Source organism: Nocardia sp. NPDC004654 (assembly GCF_040609595.1).
GTDB lineage: Bacteria > Actinomycetota > Actinomycetes > Mycobacteriales > Mycobacteriaceae > Nocardia.
Map to the genome: position 1 here is coordinate 132,825 of NZ_JBEXKI010000006.1, position 24,001 is coordinate 156,825.

A 24,001-nucleotide genomic window follows, 5' to 3' on the forward strand; every position below is an offset into this window, starting at 1 on the left:
AGTCCTACGGGCACCCCAACCCGAGACAGGAGGATTGCCGTGAGCATGAACGCACCGATGAAGGCACGCGACATCATGCACGCCGATGCCACGTGTATCCCCGCGGACGAAACGCTCGACCGCGCCGCTCAACTGATGCGCAACCTGGACGTGGGCGCGCTGCCGATCTGCGAGAACGACCGCTTGGTCGGCATGGTGACCGATCGTGACATCGTCGTGCACTGCATCGCCGAGGGACACGATCCCGGCCGCGTCCGCGCCGGTGATCTCGCCAAGGGCACCCCGCGTTGGGTCGACGCCGACGCCGAACTGCGGCAGGTGCTGGACATGATGGAGCAGAACCAGATCAAGCGGCTGCCGGTCATCGAGAACAAGCGCCTCGTCGGCATGATCTGCGAATCAGACCTGGCCAGGAACGTCACCGACGCCCAGCTGGCCGAATTCATCTCGGCCGTTTCCGTGCCGCACTGACCGTCGCAGGATGCGGCAAACAACCACCGGGCGCAGACGACTAGCTGCGCGCAAAACGACGCAGGGCGCCTCGTTCGCCGTTGAACGGGGCGCCCTGTGATTGCGTAATCAGTTGTTACGCAACGCCCTCCGCACGCGCGGCGGCGGCGACGGCCTCGGCGACGGCCGGGGCGACCCGCGGGTCGAGCGGGCTGGGGACGATCTTGTCGGGGCCGAGTTCGTCGGCGACCACGCTCAGGATGGCGTCGGCGGCGGCGATCTTCATGCCCTCGGTGATGCGACGGGCGCCGGCGTCCAGCGCGCCCTTGAACACGCCGGGGAAGGCGAGCACGTTGTTGATCTGGTTCGGGAAGTCGCTACGGCCGGTCGCGACGATGGAGGCGTACTTGCGCGCCACGTCGGGGTGGATCTCCGGGTCCGGGTTGGACATGGCGAACACGATCGCCTCCGGCGCCATCGAGGCGATGAGTTCCTCGGCGATCAGGCCAGCGGAGAGCCCCAGGAACACGTCCGCGCCCGCGAGCGCCTCGGCGGCGCCGCCGGTGAGTCCGCGCGGGTTGGTGCGCTGGGCCAGGTCGGCCTTCACCTCGTTCAGGTCGGCGCGATCGCGGCTCACGACGCCCTTCGAGTCGAGCACGGTGACATCCTGCACACCCGCGGCGAGCAGGATGTTGGTGCACGCGATACCCGCCGCGCCCGCGCCAGACACCACGACCTTCAGACCGCTGATGTCACGTCCCTGCACGCGAGCCGCGCCGTTCAGGGCGGCGAGCACCACGATCGCGGTGCCGTGCTGGTCGTCGTGCATGACCGGGCAGTCGAGCGCCTCGATGACGCGCTTCTCGATCTCGAAGCAGCGCGGCGCGGAGATGTCCTCCAGGTTGACCGCACCGAAGCTGGGGCGCAGCCGGATCAGGGTCTCGACGATCTCGTCGACGTCCTTGGTGTCCAGCACGATCGGGATGGAGTCGAGTCCGGCGAACTTCTTGAACAGCGCGGCCTTGCCCTCCATCACCGGCAGCGAGGCGCGCGGGCCGATGTCACCGAGGCCGAGCACGGCGGTGCCGTCGCTGACCACGACCACCAGCCGGTCGGTCCAGGTGTATCGCTTGGCGAGCGTCTCGTCCTGAGCGATCGCGCGGCTGACCTGAGCGACGCCGGGCGTGTACGCGATGGAGAGGTCGCGCTGCGTCTCCAGCGGAGCCGAGAGCTCGACCGAGAGCTTGCCGCCGAGGTGTCCAGCGAAGATTTCGTCGTTGGTGATTTCGGACAAACTCGCGGTGGCATTCGGTGCGTCAGTCACAGGTGACACGATTTCACTCCTGCTCGGGTCGGGCTGAACCGGGGGACGGTTACCGCCGGGTATTTCGTAATAGGTGATTCATACCGCTCATCGAGTGCGCTGACCGGGACGTTTCGAGTCGGGATTGCGGTGTCGAAACCCGATGATCAGCTCGAGACGTGGCGCTGCACTGATCCGCAGAGCGGGAGCCGGACGGGTGGGTCCGGACGGAACATGCGGGGCGATCCTCGGGGCACAACGGTACGTTGCGCGGCTCGGAGCACCGTGATTCCCGAACCCGGCGGTGGCGTAGGAGGGGAATCCGACACATTCTGCCAGCCGGTCCGATGACTTGCCAAACCGGTGTGTCGGATCCCGGTTGCGCGTCATATTCCGAGGGTAGGTGGCTGTAATTACCCCGAAGTTAGGGGAAACTCGCATCCGCACATCAGGCGGCGGTGAGTTGTCATATCGCCAGACGGTCGGGCGGTGTGAGGTCCGGCCCCCGCTGGTCCGGGACGATCCGCGGGATCTCGGGCAGTCCCGGCGCGGGCTCCGAGCCGACCGGCACCTGGCCGCGCACGACGGACGGCGCGCGCACGATGGGCGCGGGCTCCGACGGTACTCGCCGCGATCGTTCGGCGCTCACCCAGACGCTGTCCATCCCACCCGACATCAAGTGGACTCGCCACTCGGCTCCCGCGTCGGGGTGGTCGGTGCGCCGGTGCATGCCGCGGGTCTCGGTGCGTGCCAGCGCGCTGTGCTTGGTCCATCTGGCCACCGCGAGCAGGGCCGCGGCCTGCCTGGCGCGCACCCGATCGGCGCCGATGCCGCCGAGGGCGTACGCCGCGCCGGGCCACATGCCGTCGAGTTCGGCGATGCTGTCCCGCAGGCTGCCCGCGCTGCGCCAATAACTACGGCGCAGCGGCAGCGTGTGCTCCTGAACCAGTCCGACGATCGCGCGCGGATCGATGCGCGCCCGCGCGGCGAGGCCCGCGCCGGGCACCGGACGCACCGCGCGCACCGGGCCCCTCTTCCGAGCGAAACGGGCGGCGCCCGCGCCCGCCCACACGCCGGACGCGATGGCCCACGCTCCGCTGTGACCGCCGATTCCGCTCACCGCGCCGGTGACCACCTCGCGACTCGTCGCGTCGCCCGCGCCGTACAGCCCCGCCACCGTGGTCGCGCAGTCCGGACCGGTGAGCGCCAGGCCGCCCGTTCCGCGCACCGTTCCCTCGAGCACCGCGTGCAGCGGCACCCGCCGGAATCGGTCGACCGCGCCCTGCCTGGCGAGCCAGTGGCGCGCCGTCTCCGGCACGTCCTCCAGCGCGGCGAACACCCGCCGCCCGTCGGCGATGGCCGCGAACGCCCCGTGCCGACCGCCCGCGACGACGTCGCCGTTCTCGTCGTAGAGCGTCCCGAGACGCAGCGCGAGACCCGAGGCGAAACTCGGATGAATGGCGGGTGTGAACGAATTCAGCGCGGGGCCGAGGGAATAGGCGCTGGAGAATTCCATGCCGGACAGTCGCGCGCCCACCTCGGCGGCGAGCAGCAGACCGTCGCCGGTGGCCACGTCGGTCCCCGCGCCACCCGAGAGGAACGCGCATCCGCCGGTGGCCACCACCACCGCGCCCGCGCGGATCGTCCAGGAACCGAAACCGTCGTTCTGCTGCACGCCCGCCGCACCCGCGATTACGCCGTCGCCGTCGCGCAGCAACTGCAACGCGGGATGGTGATCGAGGACGCGCACTCCCGCCTCGATCACGGTGCGGCGCATCCGGCGCAGGTATCCCGCGCCGTCCATGCGAACTCGCGGCGAGCCGCCGCGCGGGTCGTCGGGGAACCGGTAGCCCCAGCCGACCAGCTGTTCGATCCGCCGGTGCGTCTCGTCGAAAACCCGGTCGAGCCACTCCGGATCGCCGAGGTGTCCGCCGTCCGCGTGCGATCGGCGGACCGCCGCGTCCCTGGCCGCGCCGGGTGGGATGTTCCAGACCGTGGTGCTCCCGAACGCAGAAGGCCCGCTGCTTCCGCAACGGGCCTTGTCGACGAGCACCACCCTCGCCCCTCGGGCGGCAGCCGAGACGGCCGCCCAGGCTCCGGCGGGGCCGCCGCCGAGAACCAGCACATCCGTCTCGATCTCACTCACAAGAAAATGTTCGGCCACAATTCACCCGGCCGCAACCAGTACCGGACTATCAGCCCCACCACTGTGTCCAAAGCAATACACCGGTGACCAAGAAAACTACCGCGGACCCGAAAAAGGCGAGAAAACCCCGATGCCTATCCGAAAACATCTGCGCCGCAAGCACTGTCGCCGAGGCGATCAGATGCCAGGTTACCGATTCCGTGCCCGGGCCGGGGAAGCCGCGCTGCCCGCCGATCAACGCCGCGCCGACCACGACCAGCGTCAGCAACACCGTGCCCGCGGCGACCACGCCGCTGATCGCACGCAGATATCTCACGACGTGATCACGGGCACGCCCGTCGCCTTGCCCGCGAGCTCCTCGAATTGCGCTGGGTCGGTGGTGAATTCACCGAGACGGATGGTCTTGTTCGCGCCGTGGTAGTCCGACGAGCCGGTGGTGAGCAGGCCTAGTTCCTCGGCCAGGCCGGTGAGCACCGCGCGATCGGACGCGGAATGGTCGGGATGGTCGACCTCCAGGCCGCCGAGCCCGAGGGTGGCCAGCTCGCGGATGTCGTCGGTGGCGAGCAGCCGCCCCCGCTTGCGGGCCCTGGTGTGGGCGAGCACGCTGACCCCGCCCGCGCCCGCGATCATCTCGACGGCGCGGTGCAGCGGAGTGTCGGCCTTCTCCGCGTAGTACGGACCGCGCGGCGCGAGCAGCTCGGTGAAGGCGGCGTCCACGCTCGGCACCACACCCGCCTCGACCAACGCGCGCGCCAGGTGCGGCCGCCCAGCCGAGGGGCCCGCGGAGGCGAGCACCGCGTCCGGGTCGATGGGCAGTCCGTCGGCGGCCATCCGCTCGGCCATCGCGCGCAGCCGGTCCACCCGCTCGGCACGCAGCCGCTCGCGCTCCTCTGCGAAACCACGGTCGGTCGGATCGAAGAGGTAGGCGAGCAGATGCACCGGCACCGGCCAGCCGTCCTCACCGAGACCGACGCACGACATCTCCATTCCGCGTACCAGGGTCAGGCCCTTCGGTAGCGCGTCGACCGCCTCGGTCCATCCGGCCGTGGTGTCGTGATCGGTGATCGCGATCACGTCCAGACCGGCGGCCGCCGCGTTCCGCACCAGTTCGGCGGGGGTGTCGGTGCCGTCGGACGCGGTCGAATGGGTATGCAGGTCGATGCGCACGTCCTCCAGTCTTACAGTGCGTGATCCGCGGCGGGCACGGCAGCCGACGGCCTCGACCGGCCGCGGCCTCTACCATCGTCGTCGTGCCATCCATCCCGCCCATGCCGTCTTTCCGCGGGCAGGGCCGCGCGGCGATGCCGCGGCCGCGCATTCCGGTTCCCACCGCGCGCGCCATCGTCGACTGCGCCGTCTACGTCGACGGGCAGCGGCTGCCGGGGCGGTTCACCCACGCCGAGGCGCTGGCCGAAGTCCGCTCGCGCGGGACGGGCTTCGTGTGGCTCGGGCTGCACGATCCGGACGAGACGCAGATGGCCGATATCGCTTCCACCTTCGACCTGCATCCGCTCGCCGTCGAGGACGCGGTCAAGTCCCGCCAGCGGCCCAAGCTGGAACGCTACGACGACACGCTGTTCCTGGTGTTGCGCACGGTCTCCTATGTGCCGCACGAAATGGACAGCGTCAGCGAGATCGTCGAGACCGGCGACATCATGGTGTTCACCGGACCGGATTTCGCGGTGACAGTCCGGCACGGCGAGCACACCGGCCTCGCGGGGGTGCGCCGCGAACTCGAGGACCGCGCCGACCAGTTGAGCCACGGCCCGTACGCGGTGCTGCACACGGTGGCCGACCACGTCGTCGACTCCTACATCGAGGTGGCGGCGCTGGTGGAGAACGACATCGACGAGATGGAAGAGGCGGTCTTCACCCCGCGCGACCACGTCAGCATCGAGTCGATCTACCAGCTCAAGCGCGAAGTGGTGGAGTTGCGTCGCGCGGTGAACCCACTCGCCGCGCCGCTACGACTGCTGGCCCACAACCCGGATCTGCCGGTGCCCAAGGAGATTCGGCGCTACATGCGTGATGTGTCCGACCACCACACGACCGTCGCCGAGCGCATCTCCGATTTCGACGAATCGCTCAGCGAACTGGTCGGCGCCGCCATGGCCAAGATCACCATGCAGCAGAGCACCGACATGCGGAAGATCTCGGCATGGGTCGCCATCGCGGCGGTCCCGACCATGGTCGCGGGTGTCTACGGCATGAACTTCGACCACATGCCGGAACTGAGGTGGACCTACAGCTACGGCGTATGGTGGCTGCTGGTCCTGGCGGTGTGCATCGGACTGTTCATCACGTTCCGCCGCAACAACTGGCTCTGACCGCCGCTACAGCGTCGCCGCACCGCGACCCGGATCCCGCACGTCGATGCCCGCTTCGGTCCACGCGTCGCGCAGTGCCTGCGCACCGCGCACCCGCACCCAGGCCGCCTCGGTCGCGGTCACCGGCGTCACCGTCAGGTACTTGACCGGCTCGGCGGGCTCGGGCAGCACGATCTGCGGTATCTCGCTGTCGCCGAGCAGCGCCGCGGTGAACGTCGAGCCCTGCCACATCGGCTCCCCGAGATCGAGCAGCGCGTCGGCTTGCAGCACAACGCCTTCCACGGAGGGCGTGGCGACCAGGATGCCGAGTGCCTTGGGCAGCCCAGGCATCGCGGTGCCGGAGCGCAGCGTCAGCACCAGCTCCGCGCGCGGGCCGCGTATCGGATCGGCGTGCAGGTCACCGGGATCGCCCATCGGGTGGCGCGAGCCGCCGAGCGTCGCGTAGTGCACGACGTCGCCGTCGACGATGCGCAGGATCTCGATCGGCTCAAGCCCCAGGAACGTCACCGAGGCCGAATCCACGCCGCTTTCGGGCACGCCGTAGTGGTCGAGCACGCCGGTGCGGACCCTGTCCATCACGTTCATGCGTTCAGATCGCCAACCGCGCGAGCATGTCCCGCGCCTGCTCGGCCGACTTCGGGTCGCAGAGCACGTCGTAGCGACCGGCCACCAACTGCATGGTGGAGGCGAAATCGCGCTGACCCTTGGTGGCCGCGTACGGAATCGAGGTCGAGATGACGCCGAAGATGATGCCGCCGACCAGGCCGACCAGCAGCGGGCCGAACGCGCCGCTGGTGGTGAACAGGCTCAGCAGCAGGCCGAGGAAGAGGCCGAGCCACGCGCCGGAGACCACGCCGCCGCCGATCACTTTGCCCCAGTTCAGGCGGTAGAGAACCCGTTCGACCTGCATCAGGTCGACGCCGACGATCGTCACGTCCTGCACCGGGAACTGGTTGTCGGCCAGATAGTCGACCGCGCGCTGCGCCTCGGCGTAGGTCGGATAGGAGCCCACCGGCCAGCCCGACGGCGGGGTCGGCAACCCCTGGCGGGCGCGGTTCGTGTTCCCCAAGGGATTCGTCATGGCTCCATTCTGCTATTCCGAGCGGCCGTTCGGTGATGTGAAACGCGTGGTGCGCGTCATTCCGGCGGCGCGCCCCTTCTCGGCGATCACCTGGGCCATCTTGGCGCTGGCCTCGTCGATCATCTCGTCGCCGAGCATGACAGCGCCGCGCGCGCCGCCCGCGGCGGAGGTGTGGAAGGCGTAGGCGTCCAGGATTTCCTCGGCCCGGTCGTAGTCGGCCTGGCGCGGGCTGAAGATCTCATTGGCCGCGTCGATCTGGCCGGGGTGCAGCACCCACTTGCCGTCGAAGCCGAGCGCGGCGGTGCGCGCGGCGGCCCTGCGGAAACCGTCGACGTCGCGAATCTGCAAGTAGGGGCCATCGATCGCCTGGAGGCCGTGGGCGCGCGCGGCGAGCAGGATGGTCATCAGGATGTGGTGGTAGGCGTCGCCGGTGTCGTAACCCTCGGGCTGTTCACCGACCACCAGGGTGCGCATGTTGATGCTCGCCATGAAGTCGGCCGGGCCGAAGACCAGCGCCTGGACGCGCGGGCTCGCGGTCGCGATCTCATCGATATTGCGCAGGCCCATCGCGTTTTCCAGCTGCGGTTCGATGCCGATCCGCCCGACCTCCAACCCGTTGGCCTTCTCCACCTGGGTGAGCAGCAGATCCAGCGCGCGCACCTGGCCCGCGTCGGTGACCTTCGGCAGCAGGATCGCGTCGATGGCCCGGCCCGCGCCCTCGACGACCGTGATCACGTCGGAGTAGGTCCATTCGGTCGTCCAGTCGTTGACCCGCACCACGCGCAGCTGCGTGCCCCAGCCCGGCTGATTCAGCGCGGCCACGATATTGGCGCGGGCGGCGGCCTTGGCGACCGGCGCGACCGCGTCCTCCAGATCCAGGAAGACTTCGTCGACCGGCAGCCCCTTGGCCTTCTCGATCATCTTGGGGTTGCTGCCCGGCACGGCGAGCACCGATCGGCGCGGCTTCATGGAGCCTCCTGTCTAGTCTGGCAAGCATGGCAGCTACCAGGGTGTACGTCGCCAGGCTTGCCGGCCTGGCGGTGCTGGGACCGGACGGGGAGTCTATCGGCCGGGTCCGCGACGCGGTCGTGGCGATCCGCTACGACCGTCAGGTACCGCGCGTACACGGACTGGTCGTCGAATTGCCGAGCAGGCGCCGGATTTTCGTGCCGATGTTGCGGGTGACCACGATCGAACCGGGCAATGTCACGCTCAATACCGGCACCGTCAGCCTGCGCCGTTTCCAGCAACGACCTGGCGAGATGCTGGCGCTGGCGCAGATCGTGGATTCCAAGGTGCGGGTGGACGATCCGGATCTGCCCGACCTCGCGGGCGTCGACGTCTTCGTCGTCGATCTCGGCATCGAACTGACCAGGACCAGGGATTGGCGGGTCTCCCGGGTCGCGGTGCGCGGACACCGGCGCATCGGACGGCGGCGCACCGTGCACGTCGTCGACTGGACGACGGTGTCGGGTCTGACCCCGTACGAGATCGGCAGGCCGGGCCAGGACGTCACCCAGTTGCTCGAACAGTTCGAGGGCTTGCGGCCCGCCGACGTCGCGCACCTGCTGCGCGAGCTGCCGGAGAAGCGCCGCATCGAGGTGGCCGAGGCGCTGGACGACGAGCGACTGGCCGACGTGGTGCAGGAACTGCCCGACGACGATCAGGTCGACCTGCTCGGCCACCTCGAGGTGCGCCGCGCCGCCGACGTGCTCGAGGCGATGGACCCGGACGACGCGGCCGACCTGCTCGGCGAACTGCCGACGGGGGAACGTGAATCGCTGCTGGCGATGATGGATCCCGAGGAATCCGAGCCGGTGCGCAGGCTGCTCGCGCACTCCCCCGACACCGCGGGCGGGTTGATGACGACCAAGCCCGTGGTGCTGACGCCCTCGACCACGGTCGCGGAGGCGCTGGCCAGGGTGCGCAATCCGGACCTGACGCCCGCGCTCGCCTCGATGGTTTTCGTGGTCCGCCCGCCGACCGCCACGCCCACCGGGCCCTACCTAGGCTGCGTGCACATCCAGCAATTGCTGCGCGAACCGCCCGCGCATCTGGTCGGCGGCATCATCGATGCCGATCTCGCTCCGCTGCGCGCCGAGGTGCCGCTCTCCGCGGTGACCCGGTATTTCGCCACCTACAACCTGGTCTGCGGTCCGGTGGTGGACGACGAGAACCATCTGCTCGGCGCCGTCAGCGTCGACGACGTGCTCGACCATCTGCTGCCGGAGGACTGGCGCGAGGAAGAGCAGCACGAAGGAGTCGCGGCGCATGAGTGAGAAGAACCCGGCGGCGGGCGTCGGGAGAGTGGGGCCGGGCTCGGCGCGGCAGCGCTTGGAGACGCCGGTCGAGTCCCGTTTCCGATTCGACTGGGACGCCGAGGCATTGGCGCGCAGCTCCGAGCGGGTGGCCCGATTCCTGGGCACCGGACGCTATCTCGCGCTGCAGACGATCGTGGTGATCATCTGGATCCTGCTCAACGTCTTCGTCGTCGCGCTGCGCTGGGATCCGTACCCGTTCATCCTGTTGAATCTCGCGTTCTCCACGCAGGCCGCCTACGCGGCGCCGCTGATCCTGTTGGCGCAGAACCGTCAGGACAACCGCGATCGGGTGGCGCTGGAAGAGGACCGGATGCGCGCCGCACAGACCAAGGCGGACACCGAATTCCTCGCCCGCGAACTCGCAGCGCTCCGTATCGCGGTGGGCGAGGTGGCGACTCGTGACTATCTGCGCCGCGAATTGGAGGAGATGCGTGAGGTTCTCGACCGCATCGAGGAGGCGTCGGGCCAGGACGGCAACACGCCGCGTGAGTTGAAGTCCGGCAAGGCGAATCGCAAGAAAACCTCCGGTGGAAAGCAGTCCCAGGTTCAGGTTTCGCCGCCCGTTGCTGATGATTGACCGGAAATGCTCAACAACCTTCTGACCGCTGGGTAACCTGGACAACGTTGTCCTGAGCGGGCCGGGGTGTGGGATGTCCCGGACACCGCACCCATGACGTAGAGGATTGGTGTGGCCGAATGCGAGTTTCCGCTCCGATAACCATGTCGGCCCTCGTTGTCGCAGGTCTGGTCGCCTCCGGCTCGGCGCCCCACAACACGACCGCGAGTGCGCCGCCGCAGGCGCCGGAGGCGCGGCTCGCCGCGTCCAGCGGTCAGGGCGGCGCCGGCAACGGCACGGACACCGACCTAGAAGGCCCTCTGTCTCGGACAGTAGGTCTGTTGCCGGTCACACCGGAGACGCCCCGCAAACTTCGAGCAATGACTCCGCTGAAGGACGGGCTGCCGATGTTCGGTGGCACGATCCCCTTGCACGACGTCACGCTGCCCGCGGTCGGTGGGGCACTGGGCATTCCGGAGATCGTGCTCGCCGCGTACCGGAACGCGGAACTGGCGATGCAGTCCTCGATGCCGGGGTGCGGGTTGTCGTGGAACCTGCTCGCGGGGATCGGGCGGATCGAGTCCGGACACGCCGGAAGCGGTCGCACCGACGCGGCGGGCACGACGGTGACCCCGATCTTCGGACCGGCGCTGGACGGCACGTTGCCGGGCAACGAAGTCATCAAGGCCACGGACGGCGGATACGTGCGGGCGATCGGCCCCATGCAATTCCTGCCAGGGACTTGGAGTCTGTACGCCGCCGACGGCAACGGTGACGGAGTCTCCGACCCGCACAACGTCTTCGACGCCTCGCTTGGCGCGGGCAAGTACCTGTGCTCGGGCGGGTTGGACCTACGCGATCCCGCGCAAGAGCTACGGGCGGTGCTGCGCTACAACAACTCGATGTCCTACGCGGCCAACGTGTTGAGCTGGTCGACGGCCTACCGCACCGGCGGCCGACCGAGCCAGGTCACCATCTCGCCGGAGCTGGTTCCGCCCGGCTCGGCGCCGATCATCGCCGCGAACCCGGACATGAGCGCGGTCGAGAGGACCCTGCCGACCCCCACCTCGCCCGCGGACCAGCCTCCGTCGACGGCGCCCGCCGCGCCCGCCCCCGCGCCGGCCCAGGTGATGATCACGATCCCCGGCCTGCCGCCGATCCCGTGCGGAATCTTCTGCCCGCCACCGCCGCCGCCCGCCAACCCGTGCTCGCAGGTCGCGGTGCCCGCGCCGATGCCACGCCCCGGCGAGTCGGGACGTCCGCTCGGCCCGCGACAGGAATTCGGCGCCGATCCACTCGATCCGAACGACTCCGCGCTGGCCGAGGACCCTGCACGCGCCGAGGATCCCGCCCGGGCCGAGGCTCGGCAACCGCAGCCGTATCCGGCGTGCGCACCGCAGGTGCAGGCCCTGCCCGCGCCCATGCCGGATGCTCCCGCTCCCGCGCCCAACCCGGCGCAGCCGAATCCACCCGTCCAGCCGAACGCCCCCGAGCAGCCGAACACCCCGCAGCAGCCGAACCCGGAGCCGGAGGTCGCCACGACCCCCGAGCCCGCGCCCGCCGCGCCCGCCCCGACCGAACAGCCCGGCATCACACTGCCGTTCGGCATCGTGATCCCGCTGCCGCCCGCTCCGCCGCAGGGCTGAGACCAAACCCGAATCCAGATCACGAAGCAGTAACAAAAAGATCTCGAATACGGTAGCCTCTCCTTCGTCCACGAAGGGCTCGTCAGCGAGCCTTTGTGTAACCGAGGAGGGTCACCACACCGTGGGGCGTCACCGCAAGCAATCGCCTAACACCGTCAGGCGCGGCTCCGTAATCGCACTGACCGGATTGGTTCCCGCCGGATTCGTGGCCTGCGCCGCCGCATCCGATCTGGACTCCGATCAGGCCGCCGTTCAGCAGATCCCCGACGACCAGGACGCGCTCGCCGCCAAGCCCGTCGACTCGATCGAGTTGGTCGCGCACGCCATGGCCGAGCAGCGTTCCGTCGCCCCGCCAGTCGTGAAAACCGTTGCGCTGTCCGCCGATCGGACGAAGGCCGATCTGCCCGCCGGAGCGCTCGGCGTGCCGGGCGTCGCGATCGCCGCCTACCAGAACGCCGAGCGCACGCTGGACGCGGAGAACCCCACGTGCAACATGCCGTGGAACCTGCTCGCCGGCATCGGCCGCGTCGAGTCCACCCACGCGTTCGGCGGCAAGGCCGACACCGACGGCAATCCGCTCAGCCCGGTCTACGGCCCCGTGCTGGACGGCTCGCTCGCGGGCAACAACGTCATCCACGACAGCGACGACGGCGCCCTCGACGGACTCGGCGGCTACGACCGCGCGGTCGGCCCGATGCAGTTCCTGCCCGAGACCTGGAAGCGTTACGCCGCCGACGGCAACGGCGACGGCATCGCCGACCCGCAGAACCTCTACGACGCCGCGCTCACGGCGGGCAAGTACCTGTGCGCAGGCGGCTTGAACATGAGCGACCCGGCCCAGCAGTCCCGCGCAATCCTGCGCTACAACAACTCGATGGCCTACGTCGCCAACGTCATGGCGTGGGCGAATTCGTACGGCTCGGGGGTCGCACCGAAGCCCGCGCAGTTGCCTCGGATCTGACCCGCCTAAAATTTCCGTTATGCCAGTGGTAACGGAAACGGATGTACGGGGTGCGCTCGCGAAGGTCGACGACCCGGAGATCCGCAAACCGATCACCGAACTGGGCATGGTGAAAAGCGTCGCCATCGACGCCGAAAGCAATGTCCATGTCGAGGTCTACTTGACGACGGCGGGCTGCCCGCTGCGTACGGAGATCACCCAGCGGGTCACCAAGGCGGTGGCCGACGTCCCCGGTGTCGGCGCGATCTCCGTCGACCTCGACGTGATGAACGACGAGCAGCGCACCACCCTGCGCAAGCAGCTGCGCGGCGACTCCGCCGATCCGGTCATCCCGTTCGCCCAGCCGGGCTCGCTGACCCGCGTGTACGCGGTCGCGTCCGGCAAGGGCGGCGTCGGCAAGTCCTCGGTGACGGTCAATCTCGCGGCCGCCATGGCCGCGCGCGGCCTGTCCGTCGGCGTACTCGACGCCGACATCTACGGACACTCGGTGCCGCGCATGCTCGGCACCGACTCCCGGCCGACCCAGGTCGAGCGGATGATCATGCCGCCGGTCGCGCACGACGTGAAGGTCATCTCGATCGCCATGTTCACCCAGGGCAACACGCCCGTGGTGTGGCGCGGCCCGATGCTGCACCGCGCGCTGCAGCAGTTCCTCGCCGACGTGTTCTGGGGCGATCTGGACATCCTGCTGCTCGACCTGCCGCCGGGCACCGGTGACGTGGCCATCTCCATCGCCCAGCTGATCCCGAACGCGGAGATCCTGGTCGTCACCACCCCGCAGCTCGCGGCCGCCGAGGTCGCCGAGCGGGCGGGCTCGATCGCGCTGCAGACCCGGCAGCGGATCGCGGGTGTGGTGGAGAACATGTCCTGGCTGGACCTGCCGGACGGCAGCCGCATGGAGCTCTACGGCTCCGGCGGCGGGCAGACCGTCGCCGACAGCCTGTCCCGCGCGGTCGGCGCGACCGTCCCGCTGCTCGGTCAGATCCCGATCGAACAGAAGCTGCGCGAGGCGGGCGACGAAGGCACGCCGATCGTGCTGAGCGATCCGGACAGCGCGTCGGCCAAGGCGCTGATCGAGGTCGCCGACAAGCTCGCGGTGCGCCGCCGTGGGCTGGCCGGTATGTCGCTCGGCATCGACACCACGCGGCACCTGTAACCGCGCCTCCCGCGCCGCGTCGGTTCCGTCCTCGGGTTAGCGCTCGGTCGTGAACAAGCATGTCGGAGCGGCGGAATAAGCTCGTGTCATGCTCACGCTGCTGTTGTACGTGCTGATCGTCGGCCTGGTGGCCGCGGTGCTGTTCCTGCTCGCGAGTGCGGTCTTCGGGCGCGGGGAGGAACTCGGTCCGCTGCCCGAGGGCACGACGGCCACCGTGTTGCCCGCCGAGGGCATCACCGGCGCGGACGTGCGCGCGCTGCGGTTCCAGCAGGTGGTACGCGGCTACAAGGCGGGCGAGGTGGACTGGGCGTTGGCGAGGCTCGCCGCGCGCATCGACGAACTCCAGTTGCAACTGGCCCATGCCCGCGGTGAGACGCCGCGGATGAGCAAGGCGAGCGCGGAAGCGGCGGCGTCCCGTCAGGAGACCCCGGCACCGCATCGCGACACCGCGGATTCGGCGCGTCCCGACCCTGGGAATTCGGCGCGCCCCGACGCCGGGGGTTCCGCGCGTCTCGACGCCGGGAATTCCGCGCGTCCCGACGCGATGGTCACCTCCCGCGACGACACCGAGCGCACGGCGACGCCGTGGCCCGCGCCGAGCACCCGCGAACAGCCGTGACCGCCCCGCTCGCCGCCGACGGCAGGATCCGCTGCCCGTGGGCGGAGTCCTCTCAGCTCTACCGCGACTATCACGACTTCGAATGGGGCGAGCCGCTGCGCGGCCCCGACGCGATGTTCGAGCGGGTCTGCCTCGAGGCGTTCCAATCGGGTCTGTCGTGGATCACGATCCTGCGCAAGCGCCCGGCCTTCCGTGCCGCGTTCGCCGACTTCTCCATCGAGAGGGTCGCCGCGTTCGACGACGCCGATGTGGCCCGCCTGCTCGACGATCCCGGCATCGTCCGCAACCGCGCCAAGATCGAAGCCGCCATCGCCAACGCGCGCGCTGCCCGCGCGCTCGACCGCGGCCTCGACGAGTTGATCTGGTCGTTCGCGCCGCCGCCTCGACCGCGTCCGAAGATCATCGCCGACGTTCCCGCGACCAGTCCCGAATCCATCGCTCTGGCAAAAGAATTGAAGCGGCGCGGGTTCCGTTTCGTCGGACCGACCACCGCCTACGCGCTGATGCAAGCAACGGGAATGGTGGACGATCACCTGGCCGATTGCTGGGTCGGAAGTGACCCGCACAACACCGCCCGAGCGATCACATTTCGAACTCAGGTATCCGTCCACATCGGCGATAGGGAAGAATAGGACCGGTGTAGCTCGCCAAATACCGGTGAGCTACCTGGTTGGTGACAACTGTAGTTCCAAGAAAGTGCGCAGAAAACCGCGCAGATCTGGAGGGAGCAGAGGATGGCGGCCATGAAGCCCCGCACCGGGGACGGTCCCCTCGAGGCAACCAAGGAAGGGCGTGGAATCGTTATGCGGGTTCCACTCGAGGGTGGCGGGCGTCTGGTCGTCGAACTCACGCCGGATGAGGCAGCGGCGCTTGGTGACGAATTGAAGAGTGTCACCAGCTAGTCCCTCGGCACTCGCTGACGTGGCGGGTCTGCTGGCCTGCCCGGAATGCCGCCTCGGGCTCGAGGCGGTGGATCGGGCGCTGCGCTGCGACCGCGGCCACAATTTCGACATCGCCAAACAGGGCTATGTCAGCTTGCTGACCGGTGCGTCGACCAAAATGACCGGTGACACCGCGGCAATGCTGGACGCCCGCGCCGCTTTCCAGGGCGAGGGGCATTTCGCCCCGATCGCCGACGCGGTCGCCACCGCCGTCGGTCCGGTCGACGACCGGTCCGCGAGTCTGCTGGAAATCGGCGCGGGCACCGGCTATTACCTGGCCGCGGCCCTGGACGCCGCACCGAACGCCCGCGGCGTCGCCATCGACGTGGCCAAACCCGCCGCCCGCCGCTGCGCGCGCGCCCATCCTCGCGCCGCCGCGGTGCTCGCCGACGCCTGGCGCGGCCTGCCGGTCCGCGACGGCGTACTCACGGGAGTGCTCTCGGTGTTCGCGCCGCGCAATCCCGCCGAGGTGGCCAGGGTGCTCGACGCGGACGGCCGCTTCGTCGTCGCCGCGCCGACCGCGCGTCATCTCGGCGAGCTGATCGATCCGCTCGGCATGGTGACCGTCGACCCGGACAAGGACCGCCGCATCACCGAGGCGATGTCCGGGCTGTTCGAGCCGGTCGAGCGAGTCGCCGTGAAGTATTCGATGAAACTCGACCACGCGGCGGTGGCGCAGGTGGTCGGCATGGGTCCGTCCGCGCACCACGCGGAGAACGCGCGCGATCCGCGTCTCGCCACGCTGCCGGAGCAGCTCGAGGTCACCGCTTCGGTCACCGTGTCGACGTATCGCCCCCGCCGCTGACTTTCGGGCCCTGCTGGCAGGTGCTCTTGTGCCGCGACGGCGCTCGAGCAAGCCGTGCTCTCTCATCGCAGGTATTCGTCCAGAGAACCCCACCATAGGAAGGCTCACCTGCCCCTGCCGTGACGGCGCTCCAGCAGGCCATGCTCTCCCACCGCAGGTATCCGCCCGGAGAACCCCACCATAGGAAGGTTCACCCGCCTCCCCCGGGCGCGGCGTTCAGGGTTTGCGGACGTACTCGTACACCTCGACGGTCCGCTCGGCGATCCGCGACCAGTCGAATTCCGCGATCGCCCGCGCCCGGCCCGCCGCACCGAACTCGGCCGCCAGGATCGGATCGCCCGCGATCTCGTTGACCGCCGCCGCGAGGCCGCGCTCGTACTCCTCGGCCGCGCCCGCGTCGTAGTGCACGAGTCTGCCATTGCCGCCGTCGGCGACCACCTCGGGGATGCCGCCGACATCGGAGGCGACCACGGCGGTCGCGCACGCCATGGCCTCCAGGTTCACGATGCCGAGTGGCTCGTACACCGACGGGCAGACGAACACGCTCGCCGCCGCGAGGATCTGCCGGATCTGCTCGGTGGGCAGCATTTCCCGAACCCAGTGGACGTTCCCGCGCCGCCGCCGCAATTCGGCGACCGCCGCGGCCGTCTCGGCCTCCAGCTCCTTGGTGTCGGGCGCGCCCGCGCAGAGCACCAGCTGGATCTCCGGCTCGAACTCGCGCGCGGCGGCGAGCAGATGACCGACGCCCTTCTGCCGGGTGATGCGGCCGACGAAGGCGACGATCGGACGGTCGGTCCGTACGCCGAGTTCGTCCAGGATCTGCCGGTCGCCCTCGGCGGGCGGGCCGGGCCGCCACAGCGAGGCGTCGATGCCGTTGTGCACCACGTGGACCCGGCTCGGGTCGATCGCCGGGTAGGCGTCGAGCACGTCGTGGCGCATGCCCTCGCTCACCGCGATGACGGCGTCGGCGTGCTCCATGGCGTTGCGCTCCGACCACGAGGAGATGCGGTAGCCGCCGCCGAGCTGCTCGGCCTTCCACGGCCGCCGCGGCTCCAGCGAGTGCGCGGTGAGGATGTGCGGGATGCCGTAGAGGGTACCGGCCAGGTGCCCGGCCAGGCCGGTGTACCAGGTGTGCGAGTGCACCACGTCGACCTCGCCCGCCGCGTCGGCCATCCGCAGCTGCGCCGACATCATCTGCAGCGCGGCGTTGGCGGCGTAGAGCGTCGGATCCGATTGGTGCACCACGGCATCGGCGCGCTCGGCGCCCATGCAGTGCACGGTCACCTCGCAGAGCCGCCGCAATTCGGCGGTCAACTGGGTCACGTGTACGCCCGCGCCGCCGTACACCTCGGGTGGGTATTCGCGGGTCAACATCGCGACACGCAACCGGTCCTGGAAGCCCCCCGGCTCGCCGGATCCCGTTGCCGAGTGCCCGTCGTCCGTGCCGAAACTCACCGATCCAAACTAGACGCTCGGCTCGGCAGGGGCCACCCGCGGCCTGACGACACGGTAGTTTGGGCACTGTGAGGAGCCAGCCGCACGTACTCGGGATCGTGCTCGCCGGTGGCGAGGGCAAGCGCCTGTTTCCACTCACCGCCGACCGCGCCAAGCCGGCGGTCCCGTTCGGGGGCGCGTACCGGCTCATCGACTTCGTGCTCAGCAACCTGGTGAACGCGGGCTTCCTTCGCCTGTGCGTACTCACCCAATACAAGTCGCATTCGCTGGACCGGCACATCTCGCAGACCTGGCGGCTCTCGGGTTTCGCCGGCGAGTACATCACGCCGGTGCCCGCCCAGCAGCGCCTCGGCCCGCGCTGGTACACCGGCAGCGCCGACGCGATCATGCAGTCGCTGAACCTGATCTACGACGAGGACCCGGACTACATCGTGGTCTTCGGCGCCGACCACGTGTACCGGATGGACCCGGAGCAGATGGTCTCCCACCACATCGATTCCGGCGCGGGCGTCACCGTGGCGGGCATCCGGGTGCCGCGCAGCGAGGCGAGCGCGTTCGGCTGCATCGATTCCGACGAGTCCGGCCGCATCACCCAGTTCCTGGAGAAGCCCGCCCATCCGCCGGGCACGCCGGACGACCCGAACGTGACCTTCGCGTCGATGGGCAACTACGTCTTCACCACCAAGGTGCTCGTCGACTCGATCCGCGCCGACGCGGACAACTCCGATTCCGACCACGACATGGGCGGCGACATCATTCCCGCGCTGGTCGCGGCGGGTCAGGCCGCGGTATACGACTTCGCCGACAACGAGGTGCCCGGCGCGACCGAGCGCGACCGCGGCTACTGGCGCGACGTCGGGACCATCGACGCCTTCTACGACGCGCACATGGATCTGGTCTCGGTGCACCCGGTGTTCAACCTCTACAACAAGCACTGGCCGATCCGCGGCGCCGCCGAGAACCTGCCGCCCGCCAAGTTCGCCCAGGGCGGCCTCGCCCAGGAGTGCATCGTGGGCGCCGGCAGCATCCTGTCCGCCGCGACGGTGCGCAATTCCGTGCTGAGTTCCAACGTGATGGTCGACGACGGCGCCACCGTCGAGGGCAGCGTGCTGATGCCCGGCGTGCGCATCGGCAGGGGCGCGGTGGTGCGCCACGCCATTCTGGACAAGAACGTGGTGGTCGGCGAGGGCGAGATCATCGGCGTCGACTTGGAGCGCGACCGCGACCGGTTCGCGGTGAGCAAACGCGGTGTGGTGACCGTCGGCAAGGGCGTTTGGGTGTGACGCGTCCGCTGATCAAGGCTCGCTCGGCGGCGCGGTGCAGAACGGCTGGCAGGAGCCCGGCGTGCGCGGAACCGTCGACCGTGAGCCCTCGCCGAAATCGGCGGTGCTGACCAGAATCGCGAGCATGATCGCCAGCACGAGCAGGACGGCGAACACGACAGTCGCGCCCGCCCAGTCTTGTGCGCGGTTCCTCGATCGGTCATCGTCGTCGTTCCAGAACATCGGCTCGTCCTCCGCACGGCCCCGGCCCACCCAAGCACACCACGGGACACCCGGTTACCGAAACCGCCAATAGTGTGGCGCCCTACCAGAATTCCGGCCCGGAATCAGGGCGCGGGCGGTGGGGGCGTTCCGGTGCAGAAGGGCTCACACGGTCCGGTGGTCGGCACCACCTTCGCGGGCCCCGTGTCGAAATCGGCATTGCTCACCACGAGCAGCACGAGCACGACGAGCAGAATCGCCGCGGCGAAAAAGCCCAACCCGGCGACCACCCAATTCAGTGAACCCTTTTCCTCGACCACATGTCCGACATGGCCGTAATGGACGATATCCTCCGCCCGTTCCCAAGTCACCGCACACCTCCGAATTCGCTTGCGGCGCCGGGGTTTTTACGGCACGATTCGCACGACTGTCGCACGGGGTCGCCCGCACCCCGGCTGGTCGTCGGTTACCCGGAGCGGGCGCGCCGAATCAGCGGAATGTCAACTGCCCTACCGCCGAGGCGCTTTCCCGATCCGGTCAGCGGTCGTATCGGATGGATCACCGCGGAAATCCGAGCGGAGGTAGGCCCCGGCCCTGCCTAACCGCGTGAGGCGCAGAGCAATCCGTCGCCGACGGGGATCAGCACGCAGGTGAGTTCGGGATCCTCGGCGATGGCGCGGGTCGCGGCGCGCACCGCCTGGGTGGCGGCATCGCGCTGACTCGGGTCGGGGACGCGGCCGCCGAGCAGCGCGTTGTGCAGGATGATGGCGCCGCCGTCGCGCAGCAGCCGCACCGCCTGGGCGACGTACTGCGGGTGCTCCAGTGGAGCGGCATCGATGAAGACCAGATCGTAGGCGCCGTCGGCGAGGCGGGGCAGCACGTCCAGCGCGCGCCCGTTGATCAGCCTGGTGCGGGCGGGCGGGATGTCGGCGGTGCGGAACGCCTCCTTGGCCGCGCGCTGATGCTCCGGCTCGGAATCGATCGTGGTCAGCGTGCCGTCCTCGCGCATGCCGTCGAGCAGCCACAGGCCGCTGATGCCCGCGCCGGTCCCGACCTCGACGACCGCGCGCGCACCGAGCAGCTGGGCGTACATGCTCAGCAGGGCACCGACCGACGGCGGCACCGGTGCCGCGCCCAGCTCGGTGGCCCGCTCGCGCGCGCTGACGAGGATCTCGTCCTCCACGACGGATTCTTCCACGTAGGAGAGATTTCGCTCCAGGTTCGATGCCACGCCTAAGAGGCTAATGCGGCGCGCGTTGTCTCGGCGTTCCGACAACGCGCTTTCGCGGCGGATCGGTTTTCTCAGGTGTCCCTCAGGATCTCCATATCCCCGCCATATCGGGACAGGAAAGAGTAAGGGCACGCAAGACCAGCCGACCGCGATACGCGGGACGCGGGAACAACGACATACGGGTAGTCGGTTGTATTCCGTACGCGACGGTTCGAGATCCGGACCGAAACGGGAGTCCCGAGTTTACGGTCCCGAGCAGGAGGTAGCCCCATCCACATGGTCAAAGGTTCGTTTGCGGCTCCGCATGGGCACTCCGAGTACGCCACCCTCCCCGACCACATCATGCCGTTCGAGGCCGAGCAGGCCGAGGACCTCGATGTCGAGCTGACCGGCACGGCCGCGTTCGACGCGACGGGCGATCGCTCGGTCATGCCGTCCTGGGACGATCTGGTCCGCGAACACGCCGACCGGGTCTACCGGCTGGCCTACCGTCTTTCCGGCGACGCGCAGGACGCCGAGGATCTCACCCAGGAGACCTTCATCCGCGTGTTCCGCTCGCTGTCGAACTATCAGCCGGGCACCTTCGAGGGCTGGCTGCACCGCATCACGACCAACCTGTTCCTGGACATGGTGCGCCGTCGTAACCGCATCCGCATGGAGGCGCTGCCCGAGGACTACGACCGCGTGCCCGCCGAGGGCCCCGGCCCCGAGCAGGCCTATCACGACGCGCGCCTGGATCCCGACCTGCAATCCGCTTTGGACGCGCTGGCGCCGGAGTTCCGCGCCGCCGTCGTGCTGTGTGACATCGAGGGTCTGTCGTACGAGGAGATCGGCGCTACGCTCGGTGTGAAGCTGGGCACCGTGCGCAGCCGGATCCACCGCGGGCGTCAGGCACTGCGCGAGCATCTTGCGCATAATGGATCTCAGCAGCGGTTGGCCGCTGACACGAACATCGGGTGATTCGCCGGGCACCGGCGACGCCCGGGCCGAAGGATGTCGTTGGAAGGGTGAGCACCGCATGAGTGGCGAGTCCAGCACGTCCGGTCGTCCCGCTCGCGGGGACCGACGGACGCCAGGCAGGTCACCGCGCTTCGCGCCCACCGAACATCTGGCCAGCGAGGCCATCGTCGCCTACGTCGACGGCGAGCTGCGCATGAACGCCTATTTGCGCGCCGCCCAGCATCTTTCGGTCTGCCCGGAGTGCGCCGCCGAGGTGGACGCGCAGCAGCAGGCGCGGTTCGCGCTGCGCCAGTCCGGACCCATCGCGGTCCCCACCGGGTTGCACGACAGCTTGACCCGGATTCCGCTCGCCGAGTTGCCCGGCGGCGCGTCGAACAACCAGGGTCATCCGTCCGGGAACGCCCGCAACGAGGCAGTTTTCGGTTTTCTGCCGGATTCGTTCACCGCGACCCGGTGGACCACGTGGTGGCGCAAGTAGAGTTTGCCGCGTGACCACCGAATCGACGAACACCGGATCTGTGTCGGACTCGCGCCTCACCGCCAGTGACACCTCCGATTCGGCGGCCAGCAGGGGGAACCTGAGGCCGTCGGACGCGCCCGTGCTCGGTCCGCGGCCGGTCGTCCGGCCCCATGTCGACACGCATACCGCCCGCGCCTTCCGGCGCCCGACGGGCACGTCCGGTTCCTTCGCCGAGTACACCCCGCCGCGCGCGGGTGCCGGCGCGCCCGCGCTCGGCCCCGAGTTGCAGAACCGTCCGCCCGACGCGGTGCTCGCCGAGGCGTTCGGCAGGCCGGAGGGCTCCGACGAGCTGCTCCAGCGCGATCCCGACGCGGTCGAGAACGCTCCCGCGCCCGCGGGCCCCGCCGACCCCTGGCGCGATCCGACCGCGGGCGCCCGCCTCGGCGCGCCCGCGGTGCCGACGCCGCGGCCGGAGCCGCTGCCCCGGTCCCGCAAGCTGAGCGTGCGCGAGGTGCTCTTCGGGTCCAGGGTCGCGCCCAAGGCGCTGGCCCTGCTCGCCGCGATCGCGCTCGGCATCGGCGTGCTCGGCGGGCTGGTCGGCAGGCTCACCGCCGAGCAGACCACCAATCTCACCTCGCGTAAGGTCACGCTGGAGCAGACCGACGACATCGAACGTCCGCACGGTCAGATCGCGCAGGTCGCCAACGCGGTGCTGCCCTCGGTGGTCTCCATCCGCGTCACCGTCGGCGACAACGGCGCGACCGGCTCGGGCGTCGTCATCGACGGCGCGGGCTATGTGGTGACCAACAACCACGTCATCTCGATGGCCGCCCAGGACAAGAGCGACCGCGCCGCGATCCAGGTCACCTTCTCCGACGGCAGCCGGGTGCCCGCCGACATCGTCGGCCGCGATCCCAAGACCGATCTCGCCGTGCTCAGGGTCGACGTGAAGAACCTCACGGTCGCCAAGCTGGGCAAGTCCGAAGACGTGCAGGTGGGCGACGACGTGCTGGCCGTCGGTTCACCGCTCGGCCTGAGCAAGACCGTCACCTCCGGCATCGTCAGCGCGCTGCACCGTCCGGTGAAGCTGTCCGGCGAGGGCAGCGACACCAACGCGGTGATCGACGCCGTGCAGACCGACGCCGCGATCAACCCGGGCAACTCCGGCGGCGCGCTGGTCGACATGGACGGCCGGGTCGTCGGCATCAACACCGCCATCCGCAGCGAGACGGGCGGCTCGGTCGGCCTCGGCTTCGCCATCCCGGTCGACACCATGACCGAGGTCGCGCAGAACCTGATCCGGACCGGCAAGATGAACCACCCCGTGATCGGCATCTCGGCGCGCACCAAGACCGTCGCCAACGAAGTGATGAGCGGCGCGGCGGTGGCCGATGTCGCGCCGAACGGTCCGGCGGCGAAGGCGGGCATCGTCGAGGGCGACGTGATCGTGCGGGTCGGCGATCGGGAGGTCACCGGGCCGGAGGAGCTGACCGTCGCGGTGCAGTCCCGCGAGATCGGTGAGACGGTGAACGTGCAGTTGATCCGCGATGGCAGGCAGGTGGACGTGCCTGTGACGTTGGAATCCGACTGAACCGCTGGTCCGACGCACAGGTAGCCTGGATTCGTGTTCAGCAACATCGGCTGGCCCGAGATGATGATTCTGCTCGTCGCCGCCCTCGTCATCCTCGGCCCGGAGCGTCTGCCCGGCGCCGTGCGCTGGACCATCGACAGTCTGCGTAAGGTCCGCGACTACGCCAGCGGGGCGACAGCGCAGCTGAAGGACGAACTCGGTCCCGATTTCGAGGATCTGCGCAAGCCACTGGCCGACCTGAACGAACTGCGCGGGATGACGCCGCGCTCGATGGTCACCAAGCACCTGCTGAACGGCGACGATTCGGTGCTGCGCAACCTGGAGAAGGCCGTGCCGACCAAGGACGATCTGTACGGCACGAGCAGTGGCATGCCGGACTATCCGATGCCGAAGCTGGAAAAACCGTTGGAGCGCAACGAACGTCCGCCGATCGACTCCGACGCCACCTGATCGGCGTTTCGCCCGGCGAGTCCGCGCGAAACGCCGTCGAGCCGAAACAGACTGAGCC

General features: G+C 69.3%; 26 protein-coding genes and 1 pseudogene. 16 read left to right on the plus strand and 11 right to left on the minus strand.

Translation table 11 applies throughout. The annotated features are described in order from the left end of the window. Window positions 1-45: 45 nt before the first annotated feature. On the plus strand, window positions 46-471 hold the full coding sequence (locus tag ABZV58_RS21020; protein ID WP_355001840.1) for a CBS domain-containing protein: 426 nt from the start codon (window positions 46-48) through the stop codon (window positions 469-471). 115 nt (window positions 472-586) lie between these two features. Here the strand turns inward: ABZV58_RS21020 and ABZV58_RS21025 are convergent, their stop codons facing one another. The 4 genes from ABZV58_RS21025 to ABZV58_RS21040 form a co-directional block, all read right to left on the minus strand. Beyond that, on the minus strand, window positions 587-1,774 hold the full coding sequence (locus ABZV58_RS21025) for an NADP-dependent malic enzyme (RefSeq protein WP_355002207.1): 1,188 nt from the start codon (window positions 1,772-1,774) through the stop codon (window positions 587-589). Window positions 1,775-2,219: 445 nt separating this feature from the next. Then, window positions 2,220-3,899: an FAD-binding protein gene (locus ABZV58_RS21030; RefSeq protein ID WP_355001841.1), complete on the minus strand. Its 1,680-nt coding sequence runs from the start codon at window positions 3,897-3,899 to the stop codon at window positions 2,220-2,222. 49 nt (window positions 3,900-3,948) lie between these two features. After that, window positions 3,949-4,215: a hypothetical protein gene (locus ABZV58_RS21035; RefSeq protein WP_355001842.1), complete on the minus strand. Its 267-nt coding sequence runs from the start codon at window positions 4,213-4,215 to the stop codon at window positions 3,949-3,951. Further along, window positions 4,212-5,066: a PHP domain-containing protein gene (locus ABZV58_RS21040; protein ID WP_355001843.1), complete on the minus strand. Its 855-nt coding sequence runs from the start codon at window positions 5,064-5,066 to the stop codon at window positions 4,212-4,214. Before ABZV58_RS21040 ends, ABZV58_RS21035 begins: the two co-directional genes overlap by 4 nt. Window positions 5,067-5,167: 101 nt before the next feature. Here ABZV58_RS21040 and ABZV58_RS21045 point away from each other — a divergent pair, with 101 nt between their 5' ends. Beyond that, entirely contained in the window at window positions 5,168-6,226 is a 1,059-nt protein-coding gene (locus ABZV58_RS21045) for a magnesium and cobalt transport protein CorA (RefSeq protein ID WP_355002208.1), read from the plus strand. Between the two features lie 6 nt (window positions 6,227-6,232). Here the strand turns inward: ABZV58_RS21045 and ABZV58_RS21050 are convergent, their stop codons facing one another. Genes ABZV58_RS21050 through ABZV58_RS21060 form a run of 3 tightly spaced genes read right to left on the minus strand, consistent with a single transcriptional unit; the run spans window position 6,233 to window position 8,276 of the window. Next, window positions 6,233-6,811 (minus strand): suppressor of fused domain protein, encoded by a 579-nt coding sequence (locus ABZV58_RS21050; protein WP_355001844.1) that lies wholly within the window; start codon window positions 6,809-6,811, stop codon window positions 6,233-6,235. Window positions 6,812-6,815: 4 nt separating this feature from the next. Then, window positions 6,816-7,307 (minus strand): general stress protein, encoded by a 492-nt coding sequence (locus ABZV58_RS21055; protein ID WP_067788497.1) that lies wholly within the window; start codon window positions 7,305-7,307, stop codon window positions 6,816-6,818. 12 nt (window positions 7,308-7,319) lie between these two features. Further along, window positions 7,320-8,276, minus strand: a complete 957-nt coding sequence (locus tag ABZV58_RS21060; RefSeq protein WP_355001845.1) for a CoA ester lyase — start codon at window positions 8,274-8,276, stop codon at window positions 7,320-7,322. A 26-nt stretch (window positions 8,277-8,302) separates the two neighbouring features. On the opposite strand from ABZV58_RS21060, the gene ABZV58_RS21065 reads away from it, so the two are divergent. The 9 genes and pseudogenes from ABZV58_RS21065 (at window position 8,303) to ABZV58_RS21105 (ending at window position 16,312) form a co-directional block, all read left to right on the plus strand. Continuing rightward, a complete protein-coding gene (locus ABZV58_RS21065) occupies window positions 8,303-9,586 on the plus strand; it encodes a CBS domain-containing protein (protein WP_355001846.1) in 1,284 nt (427 codons plus the stop codon). After that, complete coding sequence (locus ABZV58_RS21070; RefSeq protein ID WP_355001847.1) at window positions 9,579-10,205, plus strand: DUF1003 domain-containing protein; 627 nt, start codon at window positions 9,579-9,581, stop codon at window positions 10,203-10,205. Before ABZV58_RS21065 ends, ABZV58_RS21070 begins: the two co-directional genes overlap by 8 nt. A 359-nt stretch (window positions 10,206-10,564) precedes the next feature. Next, complete coding sequence (locus ABZV58_RS21075) at window positions 10,565-11,830, plus strand: lytic murein transglycosylase (RefSeq protein WP_355001848.1); 1,266 nt, start codon at window positions 10,565-10,567, stop codon at window positions 11,828-11,830. A 121-nt stretch (window positions 11,831-11,951) separates the two neighbouring features. Continuing rightward, window positions 11,952-12,791 carry a lytic murein transglycosylase gene (locus ABZV58_RS21080; RefSeq protein WP_355001849.1) on the plus strand — a complete coding sequence of 280 codons (840 nt, stop codon included), beginning with the start codon at window positions 11,952-11,954 and terminating at the stop codon, window positions 12,789-12,791. Between the two features lie 19 nt (window positions 12,792-12,810). Beyond that, window positions 12,811-13,947 carry an Mrp/NBP35 family ATP-binding protein gene (locus ABZV58_RS21085; RefSeq protein WP_355001850.1) on the plus strand — a complete coding sequence of 379 codons (1,137 nt, stop codon included), beginning with the start codon at window positions 12,811-12,813 and terminating at the stop codon, window positions 13,945-13,947. 88 nt (window positions 13,948-14,035) lie between these two features. Next, window positions 14,036-14,305, plus strand: a pseudogene (locus ABZV58_RS21090) (DivIVA domain-containing protein); the annotation flags it as partial. Between the two features lie 257 nt (window positions 14,306-14,562). Continuing rightward, entirely contained in the window at window positions 14,563-15,198 is a 636-nt protein-coding gene (locus ABZV58_RS21095; protein WP_355001851.1) for a DNA-3-methyladenine glycosylase I, read from the plus strand. A gap of 102 nt (window positions 15,199-15,300) precedes the next feature. Further along, on the plus strand, window positions 15,301-15,468 hold the full coding sequence (locus ABZV58_RS21100) for a DUF3117 domain-containing protein (protein WP_011211259.1): 168 nt from the start codon (window positions 15,301-15,303) through the stop codon (window positions 15,466-15,468). Continuing rightward, entirely contained in the window at window positions 15,455-16,312 is an 858-nt protein-coding gene (locus tag ABZV58_RS21105) for a putative RNA methyltransferase (RefSeq protein ID WP_355001852.1), read from the plus strand. The genes ABZV58_RS21100 and ABZV58_RS21105 overlap by 14 nt, the downstream gene beginning before the upstream one ends. Window positions 16,313-16,528: 216 nt before the next feature. On the opposite strand, the gene glgA is transcribed toward ABZV58_RS21105, so the two are convergent. Continuing rightward, the gene (gene glgA / locus ABZV58_RS21110) at window positions 16,529-17,698 is read right to left on the minus strand and encodes a glycogen synthase (protein ID WP_355002209.1); all 1,170 of its coding nucleotides are present in this window, start codon (window positions 17,696-17,698) and stop codon (window positions 16,529-16,531) included. A gap of 137 nt (window positions 17,699-17,835) precedes the next feature. On the opposite strand from glgA, the gene glgC reads away from it, so the two are divergent. Next, a complete protein-coding gene (gene glgC, locus ABZV58_RS21115; RefSeq protein ID WP_355001853.1) occupies window positions 17,836-19,050 on the plus strand; it encodes a glucose-1-phosphate adenylyltransferase in 1,215 nt (404 codons plus the stop codon). A gap of 12 nt (window positions 19,051-19,062) precedes the next feature. Here the strand turns inward: glgC and ABZV58_RS21120 are convergent, their stop codons facing one another. The 3 genes from ABZV58_RS21120 to ABZV58_RS21130 all read right to left on the minus strand — a co-directional run bounded on the left by ABZV58_RS21120 (window position 19,063) and on the right by ABZV58_RS21130 (window position 20,482). Further along, a complete protein-coding gene (locus ABZV58_RS21120) occupies window positions 19,063-19,272 on the minus strand; it encodes a hypothetical protein (RefSeq protein WP_355001854.1) in 210 nt (69 codons plus the stop codon). A gap of 104 nt (window positions 19,273-19,376) precedes the next feature. After that, complete coding sequence (locus ABZV58_RS21125) at window positions 19,377-19,622, minus strand: hypothetical protein (protein WP_355001855.1); 246 nt, start codon at window positions 19,620-19,622, stop codon at window positions 19,377-19,379. 227 nt (window positions 19,623-19,849) lie between these two features. Continuing rightward, window positions 19,850-20,482 (minus strand): O-methyltransferase, encoded by a 633-nt coding sequence (locus ABZV58_RS21130; RefSeq protein ID WP_355001856.1) that lies wholly within the window; start codon window positions 20,480-20,482, stop codon window positions 19,850-19,852. 342 nt (window positions 20,483-20,824) lie between these two features. On the opposite strand from ABZV58_RS21130, the gene sigE reads away from it, so the two are divergent. The 4 genes from sigE to tatB are packed head-to-tail and all read left to right on the plus strand — an operon-like array spanning window position 20,825 to window position 23,943. Further along, window positions 20,825-21,442 carry an RNA polymerase sigma factor SigE gene (sigE, locus tag ABZV58_RS21135; protein ID WP_355002210.1) on the plus strand — a complete coding sequence of 206 codons (618 nt, stop codon included), beginning with the start codon at window positions 20,825-20,827 and terminating at the stop codon, window positions 21,440-21,442. A gap of 58 nt (window positions 21,443-21,500) precedes the next feature. After that, window positions 21,501-21,920 (plus strand): hypothetical protein, encoded by a 420-nt coding sequence (locus ABZV58_RS21140; protein ID WP_355001857.1) that lies wholly within the window; start codon window positions 21,501-21,503, stop codon window positions 21,918-21,920. Window positions 21,921-21,930: 10 nt separating this feature from the next. Then, a complete protein-coding gene (locus ABZV58_RS21145) occupies window positions 21,931-23,493 on the plus strand; it encodes a trypsin-like peptidase domain-containing protein (RefSeq protein WP_355001858.1) in 1,563 nt (520 codons plus the stop codon). 33 nt (window positions 23,494-23,526) lie between these two features. Next, window positions 23,527-23,943, plus strand: coding sequence for a Sec-independent protein translocase protein TatB (gene tatB, locus ABZV58_RS21150; protein WP_067788474.1), 417 nt, complete (start codon window positions 23,527-23,529; stop codon window positions 23,941-23,943). Window positions 23,944-24,001: the final 58 nt, after the last annotated feature.

What these genes read in the sequence shown, in the direction of transcription:
- ABZV58_RS21085 (WP_355001850.1), top strand. Translation starts at nt 12,811, where the DNA reads ATGCCAGTGGTAACGGAAACGGATGTACGGGGTGCGCTCGCGAAGGTC.
- sigE (WP_355002210.1), top strand. Translation starts at nt 20,825, where the DNA reads ATGCCGTTCGAGGCCGAGCAGGCCGAGGACCTCGATGTCGAGCTGACC.
- ABZV58_RS21070 (WP_355001847.1), top strand. Translation starts at nt 9,579, where the DNA reads ATGAGTGAGAAGAACCCGGCGGCGGGCGTCGGGAGAGTGGGGCCGGGC.
- ABZV58_RS21055 (WP_067788497.1), bottom strand. Translation starts at nt 7,307, where the DNA reads ATGACGAATCCCTTGGGGAACACGAACCGCGCCCGCCAGGGGTTGCCG.
- ABZV58_RS21020 (WP_355001840.1), top strand. Translation starts at nt 46, where the DNA reads ATGAACGCACCGATGAAGGCACGCGACATCATGCACGCCGATGCCACG.
- ABZV58_RS21060 (WP_355001845.1), bottom strand. Translation starts at nt 8,276, where the DNA reads ATGAAGCCGCGCCGATCGGTGCTCGCCGTGCCGGGCAGCAACCCCAAG.
- ABZV58_RS21050 (WP_355001844.1), bottom strand. Translation starts at nt 6,811, where the DNA reads ATGAACGTGATGGACAGGGTCCGCACCGGCGTGCTCGACCACTACGGC.
- ABZV58_RS21140 (WP_355001857.1), top strand. Translation starts at nt 21,501, where the DNA reads ATGAGTGGCGAGTCCAGCACGTCCGGTCGTCCCGCTCGCGGGGACCGA.
- ABZV58_RS21100 (WP_011211259.1), top strand. Translation starts at nt 15,301, where the DNA reads ATGGCGGCCATGAAGCCCCGCACCGGGGACGGTCCCCTCGAGGCAACC.
- ABZV58_RS21065 (WP_355001846.1), top strand. Translation starts at nt 8,303, where the DNA reads ATGGCAGCTACCAGGGTGTACGTCGCCAGGCTTGCCGGCCTGGCGGTG.
- ABZV58_RS21075 (WP_355001848.1), top strand. Translation starts at nt 10,565, where the DNA reads ATGACTCCGCTGAAGGACGGGCTGCCGATGTTCGGTGGCACGATCCCC.
- ABZV58_RS21045 (WP_355002208.1), top strand. Translation starts at nt 5,168, where the DNA reads ATGCCGTCTTTCCGCGGGCAGGGCCGCGCGGCGATGCCGCGGCCGCGC.
- ABZV58_RS21120 (WP_355001854.1), bottom strand. Translation starts at nt 19,272, where the DNA reads ATGTTCTGGAACGACGACGATGACCGATCGAGGAACCGCGCACAAGAC.